The 22,628-nt window shown below is 48.1% G+C and carries 21 protein-coding genes; all 21 read right to left on the bottom strand.

Annotated features, from left to right (window positions below; genetic code table 11):
• Nucleotides 1–114: 114 nt before the first annotated feature.
• A complete protein-coding gene (locus BN3772_RS27875; protein WP_042203666.1) occupies nt 115–414 on the bottom strand; it encodes a WXG100 family type VII secretion target in 300 nt (99 codons plus the stop codon).
• Between the two features lie 178 nt (nt 415–592).
• The gene (locus BN3772_RS27870; protein ID WP_157643667.1) at nt 593–3,397 is read right to left on the bottom strand and encodes a DUF5704 domain-containing protein; all 2,805 of its coding nucleotides are present in this window, start codon (nt 3,395–3,397) and stop codon (nt 593–595) included.
• 509 nt (nt 3,398–3,906) lie between these two features.
• On the bottom strand, nt 3,907–4,797 hold the full coding sequence (locus tag BN3772_RS27865; protein WP_042203663.1) for a copper amine oxidase N-terminal domain-containing protein: 891 nt from the start codon (nt 4,795–4,797) through the stop codon (nt 3,907–3,909).
• Nucleotides 4,798–4,850: 53 nt separating this feature from the next.
• Nucleotides 4,851–5,834 carry a hypothetical protein gene (locus tag BN3772_RS27860; RefSeq protein WP_042203660.1) on the bottom strand — a complete coding sequence of 328 codons (984 nt, stop codon included), beginning with the start codon at nt 5,832–5,834 and terminating at the stop codon, nt 4,851–4,853.
• Complete coding sequence (locus tag BN3772_RS27855; protein WP_042203659.1) at nt 5,821–6,372, bottom strand: hypothetical protein; 552 nt, start codon at nt 6,370–6,372, stop codon at nt 5,821–5,823. Before BN3772_RS27855 ends, BN3772_RS27860 begins: the two co-directional genes overlap by 14 nt.
• 15 nt (nt 6,373–6,387) lie before the next feature.
• The gene (locus tag BN3772_RS27850; RefSeq protein WP_042203658.1) at nt 6,388–6,750 is read right to left on the bottom strand and encodes a PDZ domain-containing protein; all 363 of its coding nucleotides are present in this window, start codon (nt 6,748–6,750) and stop codon (nt 6,388–6,390) included.
• Nucleotides 6,750–7,292 carry a hypothetical protein gene (locus BN3772_RS27845; RefSeq protein ID WP_042203657.1) on the bottom strand — a complete coding sequence of 181 codons (543 nt, stop codon included), beginning with the start codon at nt 7,290–7,292 and terminating at the stop codon, nt 6,750–6,752. The genes BN3772_RS27850 and BN3772_RS27845 overlap by 1 nt, the downstream gene beginning before the upstream one ends.
• A 26-nt stretch (nt 7,293–7,318) precedes the next feature.
• On the bottom strand, nt 7,319–7,846 hold the full coding sequence (locus BN3772_RS27840) for a hypothetical protein (protein WP_042203655.1): 528 nt from the start codon (nt 7,844–7,846) through the stop codon (nt 7,319–7,321).
• A gap of 26 nt (nt 7,847–7,872) precedes the next feature.
• Nucleotides 7,873–8,379 (bottom strand): hypothetical protein, encoded by a 507-nt coding sequence (locus BN3772_RS27835; RefSeq protein WP_042203654.1) that lies wholly within the window; start codon nt 8,377–8,379, stop codon nt 7,873–7,875.
• Between the two features lie 13 nt (nt 8,380–8,392).
• Complete coding sequence (locus tag BN3772_RS27830) at nt 8,393–10,474, bottom strand: hypothetical protein (protein WP_042203653.1); 2,082 nt, start codon at nt 10,472–10,474, stop codon at nt 8,393–8,395.
• Complete coding sequence (locus BN3772_RS27825; protein ID WP_052380732.1) at nt 10,471–12,318, bottom strand: Flp pilus assembly complex ATPase component TadA; 1,848 nt, start codon at nt 12,316–12,318, stop codon at nt 10,471–10,473. The genes BN3772_RS27830 and BN3772_RS27825 overlap by 4 nt, the downstream gene beginning before the upstream one ends.
• The gene (locus tag BN3772_RS27820; RefSeq protein ID WP_042203651.1) at nt 12,311–13,087 is read right to left on the bottom strand and encodes a hypothetical protein; all 777 of its coding nucleotides are present in this window, start codon (nt 13,085–13,087) and stop codon (nt 12,311–12,313) included. Before BN3772_RS27820 ends, BN3772_RS27825 begins: the two co-directional genes overlap by 8 nt.
• A gap of 56 nt (nt 13,088–13,143) precedes the next feature.
• Entirely contained in the window at nt 13,144–13,722 is a 579-nt protein-coding gene (locus tag BN3772_RS27815) for a hypothetical protein (protein ID WP_042203650.1), read from the bottom strand.
• Nucleotides 13,723–13,727: 5 nt separating this feature from the next.
• Complete coding sequence (locus BN3772_RS27810) at nt 13,728–14,774, bottom strand: SAF domain-containing protein (protein WP_042203649.1); 1,047 nt, start codon at nt 14,772–14,774, stop codon at nt 13,728–13,730.
• Between the two features lie 21 nt (nt 14,775–14,795).
• Nucleotides 14,796–15,140 carry a hypothetical protein gene (locus BN3772_RS27805; RefSeq protein WP_157643666.1) on the bottom strand — a complete coding sequence of 115 codons (345 nt, stop codon included), beginning with the start codon at nt 15,138–15,140 and terminating at the stop codon, nt 14,796–14,798.
• Between the two features lie 21 nt (nt 15,141–15,161).
• A complete protein-coding gene (locus BN3772_RS27800) occupies nt 15,162–16,400 on the bottom strand; it encodes a hypothetical protein (RefSeq protein ID WP_042203646.1) in 1,239 nt (412 codons plus the stop codon).
• Between the two features lie 22 nt (nt 16,401–16,422).
• Entirely contained in the window at nt 16,423–16,617 is a 195-nt protein-coding gene (locus BN3772_RS27795) for a hypothetical protein (protein WP_042203644.1), read from the bottom strand.
• Between the two features lie 30 nt (nt 16,618–16,647).
• On the bottom strand, nt 16,648–16,899 hold the full coding sequence (locus BN3772_RS27790; protein WP_042203642.1) for a hypothetical protein: 252 nt from the start codon (nt 16,897–16,899) through the stop codon (nt 16,648–16,650).
• Nucleotides 16,868–17,626, bottom strand: a complete 759-nt coding sequence (locus BN3772_RS27785; RefSeq protein ID WP_042203641.1) for a hypothetical protein — start codon at nt 17,624–17,626, stop codon at nt 16,868–16,870. Before BN3772_RS27785 ends, BN3772_RS27790 begins: the two co-directional genes overlap by 32 nt.
• Nucleotides 17,627–17,645: 19 nt before the next feature.
• Nucleotides 17,646–21,635, bottom strand: a complete 3,990-nt coding sequence (essC, locus tag BN3772_RS27780; protein WP_157643665.1) for a type VII secretion protein EssC — start codon at nt 21,633–21,635, stop codon at nt 17,646–17,648.
• A 720-nt stretch (nt 21,636–22,355) separates the two neighbouring features.
• Nucleotides 22,356–22,628 (bottom strand): hypothetical protein (locus tag BN3772_RS27775; RefSeq protein ID WP_157643664.1); only part of this gene is annotated, 273 nt, incomplete at its 5' end.

The following is a 22,628-nucleotide window of genomic DNA, read 5'->3' as shown; positions in this document are numbered from 1 at the left end:
GCCATGACTTCCCCCTGCTTATTTCTAATAAAATCAGCTATGCAGTATGCTGCATAGCTGATTGCATTCTTATGTAGTAGGGCTCATGCTGCTTTTTTAGGATAAAGAAGATTATTAGAAGCTTTTGTTTTGGGCCGTTTTAATATTTTGAGAAAGCTCCTGATAACTATTCGAGACATTTTTCATGTGTGTACCAATGTTATCCAGTGCTTGACCAAACGATTCAAAGGTTTTTTGCATGCCCTTGACCTTCTCCTCAAACTCTTTTGCGGCTGCATCCTCCCAGATACTATTCAGCGTCGTAGCTGTCGTCACTATTTTTTTCATTAGAGCATCGTATTCCTGTTTTTGCCGCTTAATACTTTCTGCTTGTTGTGCCAATCCTTGATAACTGACTGTAACTTTGTCTGCCATTATAAACCGCTCCTTTATTGAATAGTTTTATATAAAAATGAACTTGCCAAACTTAATGGAATTTCAAGTTCATTAGTATAGCTCCGGTTCTACTTTATTTTATCGGCTCAGCAGGTCAGTAAATTTATATTATATCCCTTTAAAAGAATATTTTACCTAAATTATAATTTAATTTCATTTATTTCCCCTGCCCCATATAGTCATTCCGCACGGAAAAGTCGGATTCAAACAGGATAATGTCCCCGGAGGAAAAAGCGAAGTGCTGCCCCATTTCATCCGTATCCCCCGTCATCTGTCCTTCTATCGCCCACATGTTGGCTATCGGGGCCTTATAGCCCAGAATCCGCGTGCCGGCATCGCTATTTTTCAAGGTATAGATTTCGAACTTCACCAGAATGTAGCCCCCGGTAATAAACTCCTGCTCATGCCCGTCAAGCGCCCCTCCGTAATGATTCGCAAGCGACACAATGTCTGTTCCTTTGGGCAGGATGTATGGCGCGATCGGCAGGTTATATTCCCCGTACCAGTGCTGCACGCTGCGTACCGCGGCGATTGGGTTTACTCCGTTAGGGATATCCGTAGGACCTACCAGGGTCCGCGAGGTATAGGGCAGAATCTCCAAGTTATAGCCTGCTGCAAGCTTGGTTTTTCGCTTTTTGTACTGCTCATAGAACTTCGGCCAAGAGGTTTTATTCCGCTCCGCCTCTGTCAGGATGTAGTTATACTCATAGCTTGCTGCTGTTGACAGCTCACCGTCCGCTATATTCCGTAAGCCATCGGCGAGGCGATAGGTGCGGGTGTAGCTCAGCTTGGCCTTCGGGGAGCCCACGCCGATCATTTTATTGTCCGAACCGGAAATGTCATAGTACAGGTCAACCGGCACCGCAGTTCCTCCGGTCTTCGGAATAAAATAGAAGCTCGGCTCGATCCGGATCCCCTCTCCCGCCTGCCACAGATTCCCGATCGTACGGAAATCAAACAGAAACGAGTAGCCGTTATGCGGAACGGTCAATTGCTCCGTGGGATGCGAGCCTTTGCGGATTGGGAGATGCCACTGTGTTTGTCCGCTTAGAGCTGTTGGTGTGCCGTTCTCATCGTTACCTCCCGTATAATACATCGCTGTACTATGCCCGAGATTTCCGGTGCCCGTACGAAACACCTGTTCAAACCGGAAGTCGCCAATGTCCCAGATCCGAAAATCGAACAGCCGGCCGACCACCCCGACATTGAAGCTCTCCGAGGCACAATAATTCGGCAGATTCCCGTTCAGATTGTTCTCACATAGATCCGCCGTATCCGAAGGAGCATTGATTGCCCAGGACTGTGTATGAATGGTATAGTCCCCTTCGTTCACCCAGGTCGGCAGGGTAAAGGTCATGGACGGTGTCCCGACAGGGATATAGATCCAAGTGTTCTCCGGATAATACTGTCCCTCCTGAAACACGCCGAACGGAAACTGGATGCGTTTGTTCTGTGTATACTTGGCATAATTCCGGCTCCCGTAACCGGGAAGGCTCAGATGCTGTCCGCTCTCCGTGAAGTGAACTGTAAAGGGCCGGTCCAGAATCAGCACCGTCCGCGAGTAATCCGGTACCATCCGCTGGTCAAACGGACGGTTATCGTCTGGAAGAACCGAATAGTTGACTACAGGTGTGTGCACGGTAATGGTATTTATACCATTAATCGGATACGCTTGATCACCGCGCCCCTGCACATTCTCAGCCAGCATTGGGTAATGGATTGTACCTGAACTGGTTGTATCAGCCCGGTTGAGCAACCCCCGGTTAATCATCAGCTGGCCTTGATACAGTACATCTCCTCCGATACCCTGCGGATCAGGAATCCTTCCCGGAACCGGTCCCGTCTTCGTCGAGACGGTATCATTCATAATCGTCTGGCCGTTAAACACCAGCCGGTCATTTTGTACCTTTGGATCTTGGGTTTGCGATTCTGCCATCCTCTTCAGATCAGCCAAATCATCTACATCGCTTGGTCCGGGCTCACGGTCTCCGCCATCGACCACTTCAGGTGTAAATGAGATCGTTCCTGTCTCATGGGGAACAACATGTTCTTCCACCATCGTGCTGTTGGCAAGCTCAACCGCCGGAGAAATATAGTTGTTAGGGTAAAGTGTGACTGATCCTCCCGGCAGCGCATAATTCTCCATCTGCGCCCGGTCGATTTGATAGACCGATAACTGATCGATCTGCCAATACGCGTATTCCCTCGGTGTTAGCTCAAAATCATATGTTTTTTCAAAGGAGCCTGTTTTGGGCAGCGGATCTTGGGGAATCTTTTCTCCATCCTCACCCTCAAGATCCGGCTGCGCTTCCTCCCATATAGTCGAATATTTAACCGTTACACTACAGGAATAGCGGATCTGGCCTGCCATATTGGCAAAGGTATGCTCGAACAAATAGTTTCTGCCCAATGCGTTAGCGTATAAATATTCTGTAGTAGGAATACCGGCAGGCGCATCAAAGTGAATTCCATTCGCAGCATCATCTCCAAGAATCACTCCGCTCGCAATTGGGTCCATGAATGATGCTTGCGGAGCTGCGATCTTATTCGGCGGTTGTATGATGTACGTGCAAGAGCCTGAGCCTTGCGGTATTTCAGGCTGATCAGCTTGTTTGTAATAGAAAGAAAGATAGTACACCGGAAAACTTCCATCATAGGTGAATCCATAGGGATCACCTGGTTCGATTGTTCCACCGCTCGGAGCAGCAACTGTGCTTTTTTTGAAGCCCTGGTACTCATAAGCACTGTTTCCGGACGTGTGTGTAAAAGAATACGCCGAGCCTTTAGTCAGTACCTCCTCCCGGTCTGTAAAACCACTGATTCCGTTCAACGATTGTCCCGTAGTTGTGTAATGTTTAATTATGGCCTTCGCTTCCGGCTCCAGCTCAATAGTCAACATACTCGGAAAGTAGTACCTGTAGCTGATTACTCCCGGATCTACCGGTGCCCCCTCATCTGTCACATCGAAGCCCACATTTCCTGCAACTTTAGTAACCAGATCTCCGACTAGACTTATATCAAAAGAAACAGAATCAGTACCTATGCCTGTAATTGCATGTCGAGTAAGTGTGAAATTTTGACTGGTATATTTACTAATATCATTCCAATCCTGGCTTCTAGACTTTTCCCATATTTTGTCACCATTACTCCATTGGGAGGGACTAACAAAATTCTCAACCTCAACATTTTTTATTTTCCGACCAGGGAAATCAAAAGAATAATTAAACTTGGGTATAGTCTTTCCCAGCTGTCCCGGATGACCGTCTGAAGTCCAGGTTACACCATCAGATCTTCTCCAAATATCATAAGAAAATAACGCTACAAAGTAATATTTATTAGGATTATTAATATCTACCGTTGTTGGGAGCGTCCCCGCTGCTGCATAATCATTGGATACAAATAATGAGCCTTCAAATAATAATAGAAACGCAAAAAGAGCAATTAATAGCTTCTTCAATTCGGGCTCCCTTCTTACTTAAATGGATTCTTTATTATTGAAGCCGATTTGTCATACAGGGATAGTCCAATATATTCAATTTGATTTAACTTGATCATAAATTCATCATCAATAAAGGCAACTCTGTAAGCTAGCATCTTGGTTCCATCCTGATTATGCTCCAAAAAGTAATTCATCGGACCTCTAAATTTAGATTTAAACAGAGAACTCAAATAGTATATACTCATTAATTCTTTAGAGGTCCTTGCTCTCAAAAACACTTGATTTCCATATGCCACCGGCCAAATATCATAATAAATCCTGTTTCCATTTCGTATCGGGAGCTGGTCGATGGTAAATATACTAATAGTAGAATACACTTCATCATTACTATCCCAGAGTAAAATAGGCTCTCCTTTAAATATTTTTTCATATGGACCAATGGGAACAGCCTTGATTCCCGCTTCCTCCATTGTTGGAATTTTCTTTTCTCCGATCCAAGCCCAATTTCCAACCTGATCCCACTCCAAAGGTACACCAAGCCCTAGTGAAACAAAGCGAAGCGGAACGTAAACACTCCCGTTTTTCTCAATTGCCTTGGCATCTATAGCTTTTGCTTCGCCATTGACATAAACCTTGTCTGCTCCAACTTGGATATCCACAGAACGGTCAGCCAGTGTAAATCCTGCCGTACGGGTTGTAGCATTCCATGTAACCTTCGCACCCAGCTTCTCAGCTACATTTCTTATAGGGACCATAACTCTTCCATTTTCCATGTAGGGTTTAGCATTACCAAACTTCACTTTTCTGCCGTCCACAAGAACCGCCAGATTAGGCTCGCCTACTAACTTAGTAGCTGAAGCAGCACTCGCTCCAAGCAAGCTTATCATGGTGAAAATAAATAGTACTGTTAGTTGTTTCTTCATTATATTTCCTCTTTTCTAAGCTATTATTAACTGAAGCAACTATCATATCTCTTTCACCTGAATGAACAATCCTCCACAAAATACCCTTTCCTCGCAGCCTCTTCGGGATCGAACAGACTCTCAATGACGTTCGCCCCGGCCGGTACGCAGCTTTCGCCGTAAGCAATACGTCTGCCTGCTGCAGTCCGGGTGCCAATCAGACTTTTTCGCTGCATGACCGCACCGCTGCCGAGAGAATAGGCTTCCAGCAGTTCTCCCCCGGGAAGCGGGTAGCCTTGGATGAAAGCCATTATCCCCACATCCTGTACCAGCTGCTCCTGAAGCCCGCGCGGGAGTGTGAACTGAATGGACAAGCCCATCCGTTTCACCAGCTCCAGGTGCCTGTTAATGGCCGTTGCCAAATCCTGTTCGATCAGGGAAGTTATCGTGCCCTGACGGACCTCACGGAAAAGTTCAAGTGAGCTAATCGGATCGAGACTCGTCTCAGCAGCCAGCTCTGCATAAGCTCCCTCATAGAATTCATTTGATCCTGTATCGTATACCCGGGCGTTGTCATCCAAAGTAAAATAGAGTAAATTGCCGTTCCGGAGCTTGTAGTAATAGGGCCGCTCAGGCCAGCTGACAGGTTTAAGCTCCTCCCTGCCGCCGCCAGCACGGGCTGTATCATCAAGCGTAACCAGCGTATAACCGCTATAACCAAACATCACCAGCGCCGGCATATGCATTTTCAGATTATTTAATTCAGCCTCGTTATTCTCCAGTCCGAATTTCATCGCCAGATTACTATAGAACACGCTCAGCACATCCTGATCCAGCTGCAGCTGGCGTTCCCGTCCGTAATGCACTGCTGTTATCGCCGGCTGCATCTCCAGTCGTGACAGATAGTCTCCGGCATCATCCACTGCCGCCTGAAAATCATCCGAATACTGTTTATACATGTCTTGGTTAAAAACCCGGAGCTCTTCTCTCGTATCATTAATAAGAATAAGCGGTATAACCAGAATCAGAAAAACAAGCACTACACTAAGGGGCTTCACTTCGTATCATTCCCCCATACTTCAAATTGAGCGGAATCAGCTCACTGTGAAACAGCAGGGACCGCATCCGTGAAGCCAGTGTCGTTCCTGAGGACTCCAGCCGCACATTGAACAAGTCTCCAACATGCATGGTGAACCTTCTGGCGGGAGCATCTGCAGCTAGAGAAGCACCTGATTCAGGATACAGGACGCCCAAGATATCCTTGTTAAAATATCCGTCAAAACGGACTGTGAAGCTGTTCTGAAACGTGGAGTAATCATCCGGATTCGTATATAGAGGCTCCAGCTTTTTTTTGTAGTACTCCATTTGGACATCGAATACACCGTATGAAGCATCCAGCGATTGAAGAAACAGCTCATAATCGCCCACATCCACGTACCCTTTGGCACGAACCGTATCTACGAATTCCACCACAGCCGCACTTGCTGCAAGCTTCGTATTCCGCTCAACAACCTCTGATTGACGGAAGGCCGGGTAGACCCCAAATACAAAGGCCAGCAGAATAACGATAATAACCCCTTTTAACGCATCTGCCATGCGGCTTCTCCTTTCTCAGCGGGCGGCGGAGATTTCCGTAATCATCTCGCTGTTCCGCGTAACCCTTAGCTCATAGGCAACGCCGGGCACTCCCCGCAAATCCACTGCATCCAGGTCTGTTTCTTCATTAAAAACAATACCGTCGATAACTAAAATATAGTCTCCCTCAAGTGCCTGAGGGATCATTCCGATTAGCTGCTCTCCTGACACTTTTTTCAGATCACCAGTTCCGGTATAAAGCGCCCGCGTAAGGGTAGCCTGTTCAGGCCCACGGGCCTGAACAGGCTGACCGGTTTCCAGCCGCAGAAACGTAAAGCCGCCAATTGTAAACAGAATCCAGGCGAATAGGGTCAGCAGAAATTGGGTGGCGGTTTTCATTAGTTATCCGGGTTCTGATTAAACTCGATGATCCGGACCTCGCCATTTTTATCTTTATGCAGAGTAGCTTTGAATAAAGAAAGGGTATTAATATTGCAATTGTATGCATTATTCGTACCTACCGTACTTTGATCAAGCATTTGGGATACAGAATAATTCTTAGCACCCTTGTTTGGTTCTGCAAGATTAAGCTCAGTAGCCGCCGTTTCACCGACAGCCTCTTGCGCTGGCTTGTAATAAGTTGTGTATGTATTTCGGGCATAGAAACCTCCCGGATTTACGCCGGTCTTAATCAGAATGGAAAACTGCGGCCTGCCCTTATACTTCATAGCGGCATTAATGACATCCTGGCCCGACACATCCTTGTTGTCATACATATTGAACTCAGCCTGATTGATCATTTGTGTCTGCGCCAGAGTCTGCTCCTGGGCACGGATAAAGTAATTGTTGATGATCAGATAAATGCTGACGCCTGCAGCGACAATCAGGATGGTAACAATAATGCCGATCACCCATTTCAGTCCGGTTGAAATATTCTCCATTTAATTCCTCTCCTTTCTGTTCATCTCTATTGCTGAGTAAAGACAATTAAACGAACCTCCTGATTACTGTCCCTATATACTTGTGCTTTAAAAGTCGCAAGTGTATTTACTAGGTGATTGGTACTGCTGTAGCTGGGCGTTTTTGTCTGGTCTAACATCTCCGCAACCTTAATATTTGTCTCGGTCCCAGTCGATAGAGTACTTGTCAAATCTACAACCGGATTATATGTATCAGTAGGTTGGTTATAGAATTTTTTATATGTATTCTCCGCATAGAACCCACCAGTATTTTCTCCCGTTATTATCTTAATCGCGAACTGCGGACGCCCCTTGTACCGCATCGCCGCATTGATCACATCCTGGCCGGATACATCCTTGTTATCGTAGCTGTTGAACTCCGCCTGATTAATCATCTGTGTCTGGGCCAGGGTCTGCTCCTGGGCGCGGATGAAATAGTTGTTGATGACCAGGTAAATACTTACGCCTGCTGCAATGATTAGAATCGTAACAATAATACCGATAACCCACTTGAGGCCTGTTGATATATTTTCCATGAAGCGTTCCTCCTCACTTTTCTCTGTTATTGAGCCTGAAAGTAAATCGCCGCTATCCGGTCATTCTGGTCCTTAATGAGCTTAGACCTATATCTGGATTGGGGGCTAATGTAATACGAGCCGGATGCATCTGAAATATCTGAGTCCTCGACTTTGCGGTAATCCATCCCTTCTTTGAACTCCCCACTTGAATAATCAAAGTTACGGCAGTACCCTTCATCGCTTGGATTCATACTGAATTCCTTGTAATATGCATCCTGCCCGTAGACATTAGGTCTTTGAACATAGAGGCAGAAGCCTGGCTGAGACTCATACCGCCGGTAGGCGGTAAGGATCTGCGAACCGCTGACCAGCTGATTGTCGAAAGCGGAATATTGCTGCTCCGACAGCTCTCTCGCCTGTGCCGCCGCCTGGCTGTTCGCAAGCTCGACTACAGGCTGTGTTTTCCCCCACAGGAACAGCCCGGAGGAGATAATGGCCAGCGTAATCAGAATCGAAATCGTTGTTTTTAAAAAGCTTGCTATATTCTCCATGCCTGTGTCTCCTTCACATTTTGCCGGTCACAACAGTCAAGTCGCCCAGCTGCTGGAAGGCCATATAGACGAAGGGAAGCAGTAAATATAAGGTGAACGTTGCCTGCATTGGCAAGAACCCGAACATTTTACCCAGTGTGCTTTTCCTGCTGATTACCTTCTCGTAGTGCTCCTTGCGCTGATCCATCGCGAATGCCCTTTCGGCATCCATATCGTCAAACGCCTTTTTTACCGGGATCAGATCAGCGGCAACCTGCAGACGGTCGGCCAATCGCTCCAGCGGAACAAAGCGTGCATCCTCCTTCAGTTTCTCAATAGCGTCCCAGCCTCCTGCTTCATAATCCAGCATGCAGCGCAGCAGCTGCCGTTCAAAGATGTAACTGTAGCGGTGCAGCCACTCAATGATTTCATACACGCTGATATTCGGAAACTGTGACAGCATCATCGACAATGTATTGAAGCCGTCCACCTCGTTCTGCATCTCCCACTTCCGCAGCTGTGTCCGGATAATCAGATAAGCATCGGGGAGATAAAAACCCAACGCAGCCAGCCCGAAGGCCAGGAGCAGCTCATACCATTTGTAATATTCCCGGTGGTACTGCTCCACCCTCTTCATCAGCTGTGCCGCATAGGCATTTTTGTCCAGGCTGTTTTGTAGAAACGGCTTATTCTCCGCCTGCTCCTGAATGTACAGCAGCATTTGATCAGGTGTGATATCCTTCGCAATCAAATCTCCGATCAGCGAGTGCTCGAAGGCATAACGCTCCTCACTGAGCATCCTCTGGGATTCCGTCTGATTCCCGCCCGTGGTAATCTCCACATTGGGATAGAGGAGGTTATGCCTGATATTCGTGTGGATAGAAAATTGAATAATTACAGCCAGCAGGAAAATCCCCGTTGCTGCAAGTATTTTCTGTAAATAGTAAGCATGATGGGGCAGCCCCGAATTGGCATCCTTCAATTTACCGGCTACCTTAAAATGAACGGGGTCATGCTCTGCCGGCGTGATTTTGTCTGTCACCTTGTATATCCATTTGTTCTTCAGCAGCCGGTTCAACCACTTGCCCTCATCCTTTATGGACTGTGTATCCTCATCAACACCTTTTAATATCCGCAAAGCAATAAACGAGACGATAAACGTAATGTACAGCAGGATTAATGAATACAAGCCCCAGGCGGAATTATAATAATTGGATACAATCGGGAACATCCCCTCTGCCCATTTACGGATCGGGTCCAGCATGAAGACCGGTGATACAGCTACAAAAACGATCCCGTACAACAGCCGGTCAATACGCTCCCGGCGGTTGATATCCATATGAATTTCTTCGCGGATATTGCCAAGCATGGAGAGATATATAGAACGCTCCCCCTTGTGAATATCTGCGTCGCCATATTCACCGATCTTGTAGCTCACTCCCGCCAGCTGCTTCATATACCGGTTAGGTGCAACCTCGTAATATCGCTGAAGCTCATCCTCCGGGTCCACCGCTGCGAGAATCCCCGCTATCTGCCGGGCATGCATCGCCACCATAGGCTTTGAACGTTCCGCAGAATTCTCCAGGCTGACCTGCACCATATGCGTCTGATGATATTCATGACGGATATCCAGGATCATGGAGGATTGGTCATACAGCATCTGCTTCACCAGGCGGCCAATGAAGAGATCGCTAAGGATTCCCCCTAAATAAATCGAGACCAGCATTATCGTTGCCCGGCTCACCCAGGATGAAGTCCACAGGAAGGACAGCAGCGAGATCAGCAGTATACAGGTGATAATCATCAAGGTCAGCGCAGCTGCCCGGCTTCTGATCATGATTTCATTTCCGGCATGGAGTATGGTCAGACGGGCCCGCATGCGGTGAAGCAGCTTTTTGATGACGGGAAGCTCATCAAGGACCGGATAAGCTTTATGCGCCTGCTCCAGCCATCTTCTGTCCTTCGTACGTGTGGGCAGCAGTGCCTTAAGCCGTCTTTGCTCCTGATATTGTGTCCCCTTCAACTTGTGCTGCACCATACTTAGAAGAACCAACAGAACAGCCAGCAGTATGCCCGACGTAACCAGAACAATCAGCATCATACTTTGCAGGCTCATGCGGAATGCCCCCAATACTGTTCAAGAAATGCTGTGAATCCGGCTGCATCTTCCTCATCCATATTTTTTCGCATTTCATCAACCTTCCGGCTGCTGATCGGATGCTTGGCAACGTATTCTCCGGCTTCCCAGACAATGACATCCTGATAATGATAAGAACGCCTGTCCGTCATCCGTCCAAAGTATTCAGTCATTGTATCCATGAAAGCGTCCAGCTTGTCCGTAATCTCCGCCTGCTCCCTGTAACGCTGGGGATACTCAAACTGTGGGTCTGCCGGGATAATCTCCGTAATACGCTCAATGTACCTTTTACCGTTCCTCAGAACCAGATGGACATTGAAACCAAGAGCCTCAACCACCTGCACCTCGGCAATTTTCTCGTTGCTGAATGCACCCGAGGCGATCAGGCTGTTGCGGAGTGCGCTGACGAGATTGGCCAGTGTTTTGCCGTGATGGGTAAACAGGGTATACTCTGAAGCTACCTGGGCGGCCTGAATGACATAGCTGACTACACTATGAGTAGCTGCCTCACCGACAATGTTAACCGCACCGTCTGTTTTCTTTTGTACATCCAGCCCGTCCTGCCCGCTGACCGAAGGTGTCTCCCGGAATGACAGAATATTTTTGCCCGGATACATTTTTCTGGCCCAAATCTCAAAGGAGGTTTCCTGAATCCGGATATTCTTGGCGTCAATATATTTAATCAGCGCCTTGAGCAGTGTTGTTTTACCTGATCCCTGCCTACCCGTAATCGCTGTTACCTGATGACCGAGAATAAGGTAGACAAGCATGCTGATCGCAAGCGGTGCACCTTCATCTTTAATCTGCTGGTCCAGCTCCACCAGTGAATCATTAAATTTACGGACAAAAAACGCCCAGCTTTCAGCCATTTTGGGCCTAACCACCACGACACGGCTGCCGTCAGCCATATCGTTAATGATGTAACCCTTGGATTCGTTCAGCTGGCCCGGATTGCCGAAGCCGTATATGTTCTGACAGACCCGTTTGAGCTCCTTCTCGGAACCAAAGCTCAAAAATTCCAGCTGCAGCGACTTTCCGCGGTAGAACGTCCAGACTGCATCATAAGATTGCGGAATGAAATGCTGCTGTTTGGTATATTCCAGAAAATCCGTAGTCTGTACGACATCCGGAGGCATCCCGCTTGTTCCGCCGTTGACGCCGTCGATATTCTGGTCCCGCAGCTCATCAATCACTCCAAGCCCCTTGTAGATCTGGTAAGCCCGCTGTACGATAATTTCAACCTTGTCCTGGGCAGACAATCTCGGCTGCTCCGATTGATAGATATTGCGGATTTGCTCCTCGGTAATCCTGTATCCCCGTGAACCGTCCGGGAGTCTTTGCAGCGTGTCCAGGCTATATTTGCTGACCATTACATTAAATGCGTCCTGCCCGTGCTCCTTCTTGAACACATGGAGCAGAATATCGAAGCAATCCTGAGAGCTCAGACGGTTCACATGTCCGAAGCTGATAATCTTATCCACATTTCCTTCATCCAGGCCATAGGTCTGAACCAGCAGATCCTTCATGTACAGCTTTACGTATTTCTTGGCCGATAAATCGCCATGCATACAGCTTTTAAGCGCCTTCTGCAATTCTCTGCGCCGTGCTTTGCGGCGGTTATATTCTTCTTCGCTCGGACTTCCTTCATATAGAGAAGAGGCGATAATTTCTTCAAACGCCCGTCTTAGAAACAGAACAATTTCATTCATATCATATTTCAGCTGCAGGGACGGCGGAGCCGAGTCTTTACGCCGGCCCAGCCAAAGAAACAGGAATACTCCAATAGCGGCCAGGACAATAAATAAAAGAATCAGATTAATCATTTGCAGCTTCCAATTCCGGCACAGGGGAGATTTCCAGCGTCTGGAGAATAAGCTTGCCCAGCCTGCGTACCGAAGCAGTGAAATAGGCTTCTTCACTAAACTCCAGAAACCGGGCTCTGGCTTCCCTTGCCTTCAACAGAAACTGCACTGTGCGGCGTTCGTTCTGGGCATCCATGAAACCTGTATTGTAAGGGACAATGCCAACCGCAGATTTTTTCACCCCATACTGCTTAATCAATCTTTCCTTGTTCATCCTTGAACTGCGCTCGTAGGCACCCAGGCAGTAGAGCACATGCTTGTGCTCCGGTACAGGTGCTTGTCCGCTTGCCCCAAAATAGCTGTTCAGGCTCACCTGATTTTGGCTGACGTTCACAACGATCAGATCGGCCTGCTCCATAACGAATGCTGCTGCCTCCGGATCGTCTTCCTGCGAGACATCCACGAACAGCAAATCATAAAATCTTCTGTAATCCCGGAAAATATGCGGTAGCAAAAGCCGGGCTGTTTGCTTCTCTGAATGCATAGATCCGCTTAACAGCTCCAGCCGGTCTTTTAGAATAGATTCCGCATGATCTCTTATACCCTCCGGAGTAAGCAGCCCGCATTGCACCAGCCGCTCAATCGCGTCCATTCCCCCTGAAGTGCGCGCCTGCGCCGCAGCTCCAGTCTGAGAAAATACATGCTCAAGCACCCCTTGCTCCGAATGCGTATGTGTCATCAGCACCCGGATATGATGATCCAGCGCTATCGTTGCTGCCACAACGGCCATATTTGAAGTCGTTCTCCCCTGCCCTCGGGCAGGCCCCCAGAAAGCTACCAGCACCTTTAGTCCCCCCGTTTCCTTGCATACTGCCACAGCTTCTTGATGTCATTCTTAGGAACATTGCAGATTTCAATCAAAAAGTCATTTACCGCCTCCGCAAAATCCTTATCCACCTTCAGCTTCACCCGCCCGTCATGAACCCAGTCAATTCGCCTCTCCGCGCTGCTGATATAACTGATCTTAGAAGCAATTACCGGATAATAGCTGTCTATATATTTCAGTCCAAGCCCGCATTCCTCTTCAATAACAAGCAGAAGACCGGGTATACGCTTTTGATTCAGCAGCACATCCACGTTCTCCATTGCCTGACGCTCATAGCTGGTTGCAAACACTGTTTTTTCGTCCTCAAGCCCTTCCGGATAACCATGATGCCAGTCATACAGGACGATATCAGGTTTGTCAGCCCCAGCCGGAACAGCATTCATAATCTGTATACCGGATACTTCCCCTTCAAAATACTGATAATGCCGGCTGTTGTCTGAAACAATCATGACATCATTATTGAAGTAGCCCTTCAACAGAACCGCCGCTGCCAGTATGAAATCATGCTTCTCGCAATCTCCGGCGACAACTATATTCAAATCTGTCACTCTCCTTCCAGCAGGCTGTCTTCCGTTGCCGCTTCCGCATTGATTCCGCCTGCCGTACTCTGGTCTGCACTGGAATTAACAGGTGCCTGATTACTCTGATCAATAATGCCGTTTACAGATTGGCTGTTATCCACTTGTGCTGCTTCAGAGGCTGCAGCTCCCTGCTCTGCTTTCCGTTTAATCACACCGCTGCCGCTTGGGGCGTCTGCTCCGACACGTATTTTATCTCCATCCTCAAGAGCATCCAACCGCTCCTCCAGCTCCGTACGCAGCTTCTCGGCAAGGCTCCACTTGGCTTGATCAATAATGAAGGGATTGCTCTTAATTACACCGAGCACATCCAGATTGGGCACATAGTTAACCACAGGCTCAGGCTGAAGCTCAGGCTCTACATATTGCTTCATGTACAGCTCAGCTTCATTAATATAAGCATCTACTAAGGCTGCCTGCAGCAGCTGCGCTTCTTCTTCGCTATCATTAAAGAAGGTATACTGATTCGCCAGATCTACATCCTCCAGCGATTTTTTTCCGACAACGATGTAATCCTCACCGTTAGGAAATACGATCCGGATATCAACGACATCCCTTTTGGTCAGACGCAGCGGGAGCTTGATATATTGGGTCTCTTCCTTACGTTCAGAAGGTTCAAGCCTGGCCGCATCCCGTACCATCTCCGTTGTAACCGCCGTACCCGGCATCGCATTGATCTTCAGATATTTGCCGACAATTGCTTGTGCATCGCTGATCAGATTATCCGGAGATGAGAATTTGGGAAGCTTCTCTTCCATTACGTCCTCTGCGGTAATCGCCTCACCGGCAAGCTTAGCCGAGACAAGAACGTAAGCTGACTGGGATTGGTCCATATACCGCTGCAGAACATCATCCTTGTCCGCCAGCTGTGCTTCATATGCAGCCCGCTCATCAATCAGCCTTGCATTATAGTGCCGGTAAGTTGCGAACCATACCCCTGAGGTTGCGACGGCAACAAGGCATCCTGAAATTATCGTGTATCTTAACATTTTTTTTCGCTTGCGTACTGCCACTTCATAACCTCATTTCGGCCCTTATTTGGTTTTACCTGTCATTTTTGCCGCCGCCGCCGCGGCCGCAGCTTGTTCGGCGGCTTGCCGCTGTGCTTCCTTCACCCTCGCTGCCTCTGCCTCTTCTTCCAGCTGCAATTTATTAGCATAATTCATCATTTCGGTTTCAATCTGGGCAATCGCTGCCTTGAATTGGTTCATCTTCTTAATCCATTCCATGCAGTTCTGCTTAAGTTCTTCTCCGCCCATACCTACCCAATAATCAGAGATGCCTATGGCCGCTGCACTCATCTTGTCGCTGCACTCCTGAGCAGGAGCCAGCAGCTGATGGCAGTTAAAAGCCATCCCTCTAACCAATCCTGAATTCATAGCCTGCCTCCCGGTTGTGAATTAACGGCTCTCAGGAACAAAGGAGAAGCCGATTCCAATTAACAATATCGTCACAAACAAAACCGCCCCTGCGGTTACCCAGAGCAGTGTTTGCTTGCGGAAGAGCTTTTTCTGAACCGTCAGCAGCTGCATTACCCATTCGACAGCCGCTTTATCCGGATATAACGGGTCCTGATGTGCAGGCATAAGAGAAGCTCCAATTTCCGGAAAATCCTTTTTCAGCATTTGCAGCACCTCCTGATGTCCGTTCTCCAGGAGCAGCCTGCAGCGCTTGCGTTCAAAAGGATTCAGTGTATTCAGCTTCTCTTTGAGCAGCTCATATTTCCACATGGCCCCATTGCCTACCATGATTGGAATCTGTGAGTTCCACCACAGCTCCAGTCCGCCGGTCCCCTTCCGTTCACGATGGATATCAAGCCAGAGAATGATATGCGTGAACCCGCTGGCCAGCAGCTCGGACATATCCCATGAATATCCTCTGCGGTAAAAGGTAACTCCCTCATATTCAAACATGTTAGACACGGAATCTTCTTTTTCGCCCTTAAAAGCGATTTGTTCAAGTGAGCCTATCTCCGGTCTGTCATCACTGCAGACCAGCGGCTTCCAGCCCAGCTCTGCCAGGCCTGCCGCTACCAGAAAAGCAGCCGCGCCGGCATCCTCTTCCCCGCCGACACCGCAGACCCCGATCACAAGGGGAACATTACTTCCCAGTATTCTCTGACTTGTCACAGGGGCAGCAGCTTCCTCTGCCGGTATAGCTTGCGCCAGGCTTTCCAGCGTTTCCGTTCCCGAAGGCGCCGGAGCCGCTGTTCTGGACGGCTGCCCAGATCCGGCACTCGCAGCCGCTGCAGCAGGGCGGGGAGTATTACCCGTCCGCCCGCTGATGCCGCCCGGCTGCGATTTCGGAACCGCCGCCGGCTGCGGACGGGTAAGCGACTGGGCCGGTCTTGCGGGAGCAGGCGGCGGCTCCTCCACTGGCGGAATTACAGCAGCTGCCGCTGATTTGCTTTTGAAAGACAATAAGCCCTTTTTTTTCCCCAGGATGTGATAGTAATCCCTTGTCGTTTTCTTTTCCTTAATCCAGTCCAGCAGGTCATCGCCGTGGAATTCCGTGGTAAACTGAAGATCATGAATATTCATATTTACCATGGACCTGATGAACTCAACATCTGTACGCAGCGCAGGGTCCAGCTGAACAATCAGTCTTGTATGCTTGAGATACTTGCGGATCAGTGTCATGTAACCGGTGATATCAGCAGCCTTAACCGGTGTTCCCAGACCCCGCCCCGCCCTCCATGATTACGATGGATGCAGGGTCAACCTCTTTACTGCTGAAGCCGCTAATAAAACTATGTAAGGTAGAATGTTTACCCGAAATGACGTATCCTTCATGCTCCAGTGATCTGGACAGCAGCATAATCAGTTCAGGTGAGCAAACCAAATGTACGCTTTTCATAAATATCTTCCCCCTGGGTAACCTACCCGCTTAGTAAGGCAATATCCGGATCATTGACCCGTCTCCCTGAATAACATCAGCCAGAGGCACATGCAGCCCCAGCTCCGCCCAGACCTCTCCGGTGCTGCTGACCTCACATTTGAATTCCCAATTGTCAGGGAGCCAGCTTGCTTGCTTCAGGAGCTCAAGGCATTGACCCGCCGAAAGAGACAGGGAAACCTCCAAGTCAATCACTTTAAGCCCGTTTCCCTTAAACTGAAAGGTCGTTAGTGCTGTCTGCATATTCAGCCTCCCCTGATAGTTTTGAATCCTGCAGCCAAGCTATTAATTCGTTTAAAGCTGTTGCGAAGCTAACAGAGATTCTCGTAACGACTCCATCTGTTCCGCGCCGCAGCAGCCACATTTGCTCTTCTTGGATCAGCAGGTTTAAATTACGGTGTACCTCTGCCCCTTCAGCTGTGCAGCAGATTTCCGCCAGGGAGAGCACCGTGGCTCCGGTTAAAAGACATTGACCCGCCCACTCTTCAAGCTCAGACTCTTCTGCTGCAGAAAGTAACGCTCCCGGGCTAGCCGGGCTTTGCACTAACGGGGCTCTATTCACGACCTGGAACATCAGCTCGTGCCAAGCATAGATTTCCCGTACTCTATAACTGGTACCATCCGGCTGGTGTTCAAGCTCAAACCAGGTTCCGTCCCGGAAAAAATAATAGACCTTAACCATCTGCTCATGCCTTTGTATAATATGGCTGAGATAAGCCGCGCTGCCTGAAGCGGCACCGATAAATTTATGAAGCTCTTCCTTCACCTGCGCATTTCCCGTAAAATCAGTTTCCAGATACCCCTTCACTTCAAGCGATCTCATCTGGGCATCCATAAGGGAACGCAGGCCGCGCTCCGATTCTCCTGTGAGATCGATGCCGATTCCCGGAAAGCTGTTCCCTCCCGTTAACGCAGTCAGATAAATAATCTCCAGAGTCTTCAATTCAAATGCTTCACGAGCTGGCTTCATCGCTTTTTCACCTGCTTATCTATAATTCTGTAATCATTTTGAGCCGCTGGCTTATTCCTTCTGTAAGCAGAATAGCTTCGCTGGCATCCATCACCTGGCTTTGTTCCTGATAATCCAGCTGATCCAGCAGTGCAGCATAACACGTATGATCACTTGGAGCTCCGCCTGATAACAGTGCATTCCCGCTGCTGATTAAATCACCCGCCAGTTCAATGGTGAATTGCATTTTATTCAGCTCAACGGTATTGCCGCCCACTATTAGCAGCACACCCAGCCCGCCGCCAAATCTTGCGATCCGCTCCAAGTGATCCAATGAGTCATTCTCCATCAGATCAAACGCCGATTTGAAATGCGGCATTACAATGACAAGCAGCGGATATTGGGACAGGATATAGCCGGCTTCATCAAAGGCATCGCGATCCGCGGCTTCGGAACATGCTTGCCGGGCATTATTCTTTCTGGTCTGCAGCTGTTCTATCAACCATTGCGTAAGCTCCAAAAACTCTTCAGCCGTATTCATACAGCGGGTAATTACAGGATTGGCCTTCAGTCCTGCCAAATTGACAGCACCGCTGTCAAACAGATGAAATTCCTTAATTACCTGATCAGAAGACTCATAAATGGCCTGCACCAGCGAGTTGAACCTGAAATCTGTCTGCTGCGGATTCGTGTACGACACCACGAAATTATTAACCAACTTCACATTCATTTCAGCCGGTACTGTGGTATTCCAATCCAAGCCTAACGGTACAAGATATTCTTCCCGCTCCGGATGCTCTTTGCGGGCACGCTCCAGTAGCTCTGCCAGCGAGAGCTTATCCGGGATCACTGCAATCCCTCCCGGGCTTAATCCCCCCGCCACAGCCTTCATCTCTGCACTGATCCGGCGGAGCGACGCGGCAATCTGATCATCTGAGCCGCCGTCCACCGGAAGTGCAGTATGGAATTCCAGAATCCGGTTATCCTTGAAGAGCCCGCGTCCAACAGTGTCGGTTGGCTCCATCCCGTCTGTCCGGCCCAAAATGCTGATGTAATCCACTCTGTCAGACATTTGGTATACCAGGGACTGCTTGATATTCTGGCTGATCCGGTAAGGATAGGAATTGACGGAGTTGGCCGCAAATACAAAATAAACCCCGTAATTACCGCCTTCGCGCACCAGCTTAGCCAGATCTGCCACATGGTCATCGTACGCTTCGGCAAATCCGGTGTAGTTATCAAGAAGGATAACGATGTACGGAACCTTTTCCCCTGTGGCTGCACAATAGGACACCAGGTTACTGATACCAAGCTGCGAGAACTTACGCTTGCGTTCATTCAGCAGGGACAACAGCCAGCTGATCAGCTTACCAAGCTTTTGTTCATCCTCAGGATAAATAATGTCCCCCAGATGCGGGAGCTCATGAAAGACACCAAATGTACGTGTTCCGAAATCCAATATATAAAAATGCACATAATCCGGATCATATTTCAGGGCAAGCGACATGACAATCGTCTTTAAGAGCGTTGTCTTTCCGCTGCTCGGCGCCCCGTACACAAGCAGATGCCCATTCTGGTTAAAATGAATATCGAGATTATATTGCTCCTGATCCGCCGGGTTATCTACCAGCCCAACGGTAGCTGTCAGATTATCAGCCTGCGGCGGCCAATCTGCTCCATTCCATATCTGCTGCGGGTTCAGCACCTCAGCCAGCACGAGGGTCTCCGGAAGCGGAGGCAGCCAGAGCTGAAAGGCCTCCCCGATGGAGTGCTCTGCCGAAAGAGCTGCAATGTGATTAACGACTGCCTGGAGCTCACTTAATTGAACGGTCCCATCGTTGTTTTTTACCTTCGGCAGCAGGGATGTCCGTTCACCGCTCAATGTGATAACATCCAATTGCGGTCTTTCCTCCCCATCTGAATCACCGGTATGATACGGTGCCCCGCTCCATGAGGACTGGAACAAAGTGAAAACCTCATTATTGCCGACCTGCAAATACCCACGGCCCTTCTCTTTAATCTCTGCCGCTTCCGGCCGTTTCAGCATTTCCTGGCTATCCGATGGGGTCTGCACCTTCAGACACAGCTTGAACCTTGAGTTACTCCAGATCTGGTCATCGACCACTCCCGATGGCTTCTGTGTTGCCAGTATTAAATGAATACCTAAGCTTCTGCCTACACGCGCTGCACTAACAAGCTCCTTCATGAACTCCGGCTGATCCGATTTAAGCTCTGCGAACTCATCCACCACAATAATCAAATGCGGGAGGGGGAGAGTGACTTCCTTATTGCGGTACAGAACAATGTAATGATCAATGCTGGTTACACCGGCATCACTGAACAGCCGCTGCCTGCGCAGCAGTTCGCTTTTAATAGAGGCGAGTGCCCGGTTAATCTGGTTACCGCCCAGGTTAGTAATGGTCCCTACCAGATGGGGCAGTCCCTGAAAGGCATTAGCCATCCCTCCGCCCTTGTAGTCAATAAGCACAAAAGCAACCTCATGAGGGTGATAATTTACTGCCAGTCCGAGCAGCAGGGATTGAAGCAGCTCACTTTTCCCTGAACCGGTGGTTCCGGCAACCAGTCCATGGGGACCATAGCTTTTCTCATGCATATCAAACATAAGGGACTTCCCGCCTGCCCCCAATCCCAGAGGAATAGAGAGCGCACGGTTTGCCTGATTTCCGGACCAGCGCTGGAGGACATTCAGTTCTTCAACGTGTTCTACCTGGAAGCTCTCCAAAAAGGTAACCATAGGCGGGATATAACTGTTATTTTGCCCTTCCTTGATTCTGAGCGGTGACAGGGAACGGGCAAAAAACTCTGAATGCCGCTTATCCAGAGAATCGGCTACAAAATGATCCGCTAAATGATTTAAGAGTTGGCGTGTATCTTTGCGGACTGTCCCATTACCGTCCCTGATTTCCAGAATCGCCTGGCAATTCAGCGGCAGCGCAACGTCAATCTTCTCCGAAATGAATATGCTGGTGGCCCCAAGCTGTGATTGATTGGACAAGAGGACATTCATCATTTCTGTGCTGCCCCACAATTCAGGAGCAAACATCAGGAATACATAATGCGGGGTTTGCAAAGTCTGCAAACTGTAGCTGTTCTGGCCGACTTCTTCTCTTTTTCTAATAATCGGAAGCAGCTCATCGGCAAGATTGGAGGCTTCATAAGCGGTTGTAGCAATACTTCTGACTCTCCGTTCTTTGTCCCAAGTATGGGGCAGCCATTTCAGCCACTCCCAGTGCTCCAGATCATCCGGCTGCATTGCGCATACAATTCGTACATCATCGTAGCCTTGGTGCGTAGTCAGATGAACGATGGCGGCATTCAGAAAATCGCGGACCTCCTGCTTCTTTCCGAATATGCCGAGCGTACTAATATTTCTAAGCGGTATGTAAACAGGAATATCTCTTACAAAGTACATTTCCTCACAGATTTTGGCTGCGATTTCCTCAAGGGGATTTTCATCGTCAGTTGCTTTTGTATTAGAGCTATATGTAGGTACCAAGGAGATAGGCTGAATGCCCACGCCGATCCTGTTATTTAAAAAATCATCCTCAATGGCTGTTCTTTCCCATAGCTGCTTGCTTCTGCTCCGTACAATTTCAGCACAGTCCGGGACACTTGGATGCGTATATGTATAGGCTTCCCGCTGCATACTGGCAGCACTTTGCAAATCATTGCGGATCTGGAATAAGTAATTAAGATATTTCTTTTCCAGTTTTTTATTGTGCTCCAGATGCTTTTTCACACTGGATTTGTAATTCATAATTGAAACCATAACGGTTAAACCTGTCATACTCATGGTTGAAATCATCATCGTGTAGGATCTGGTCAAGGTTGACATGAATATGGCAATCAGCATCATTCCTAACGGAGGAATAATAATCGTCAGCCAGGAGAAGGTCGGTTTGCCCGAAGGTCTTGCAGGATCTTCCAAAATCAATTCACCTTCCGGGTAGCCCGGTTTTAGTCTTGGGGTTCTTTGTACCTGATTGGCCGGCATTTCTTGTACGTTCATTTTTTTCATCACCACTGGATAGGAATTTTGGATTACTGCATAGATTTAACTTAATTTTCAAATAAATAAAATATAAAATTTCTTGAATTTGGGATTTGTACTATGCTTTATCGGCAATCATACTTGATAGTTTATATTTTCCATAGCATTTATTGTTAATATAGTTCATTAATCCCTTATAAGTAACTATCCTCTTTAACGAAATAAAATTAACAGAGTATAAAGTTATAGTTCATCAGACACGTTCCATTCCTTACAGCAGATTGAAATTCATGATTTTTGGCACATTTACATCTTCGTAAATCCCGGTTTTCTGCTTCAAATATATTACCTTATAATTCTTTTATTAATAAATATATCCATTTCATATGTACCGAGGATTTTTTTAACCGGACTATTACCTGCGGCCGGATTCACCTCTACCGGACTTCATAACTATGGATAACACCGTCTTAAACTTAACTTTCCCGATTACGTGGACCTCCTGCAGCTGTTCACTGTTCATATCAGGTCAGGAATGACAAAAAAGCCGCCAACAATGGCGGCTTTTCGAAGATTGAACCTTGAACAGCAGATCGTAACTCCGTTATACTTCACCTGCAATGCAGGTTATTACTAAACATTTCCCGGCACCAGCTCCGCATCTTTACGGCTCATACCATAGCTGACCTGCTCTTTGCTGTTATCTGCTTTGTAAGAAAATATAATTCCGTTTAAATTTCAAAGTTTTCCCGCCTTAGTCCAAGATTGAGTTAAAAGCGGCTGCTCATTATACCTTTTTTCACTTTCAAGCTGTGATAGAGCCATATCCGGGCTTGCAGAAAATGCTGACATTGCTTGGATAAGCTGTTCTGTTTGTGCTGAAACGGCTGCCGGATAATACCCTTCTTTTCCGTCATTGACTGTAGTCCTTGCTGTCGCTCCTGTGGTCACCTTGGACTCCAGCAGGGCTTGAGTCCAAACGCTTCCCTCTGCGAACGTCACCCGCTCCAC

Source organism: Paenibacillus camerounensis, assembly GCF_000723885.1.
Lineage (GTDB): Bacteria > Bacillota > Bacilli > Paenibacillales > Paenibacillaceae > Paenibacillus_AQ > Paenibacillus_AQ camerounensis.
Note: the sequence above shows the minus strand (reverse complement) of the source record. Positions and strands in the feature narration are given on the sequence as shown.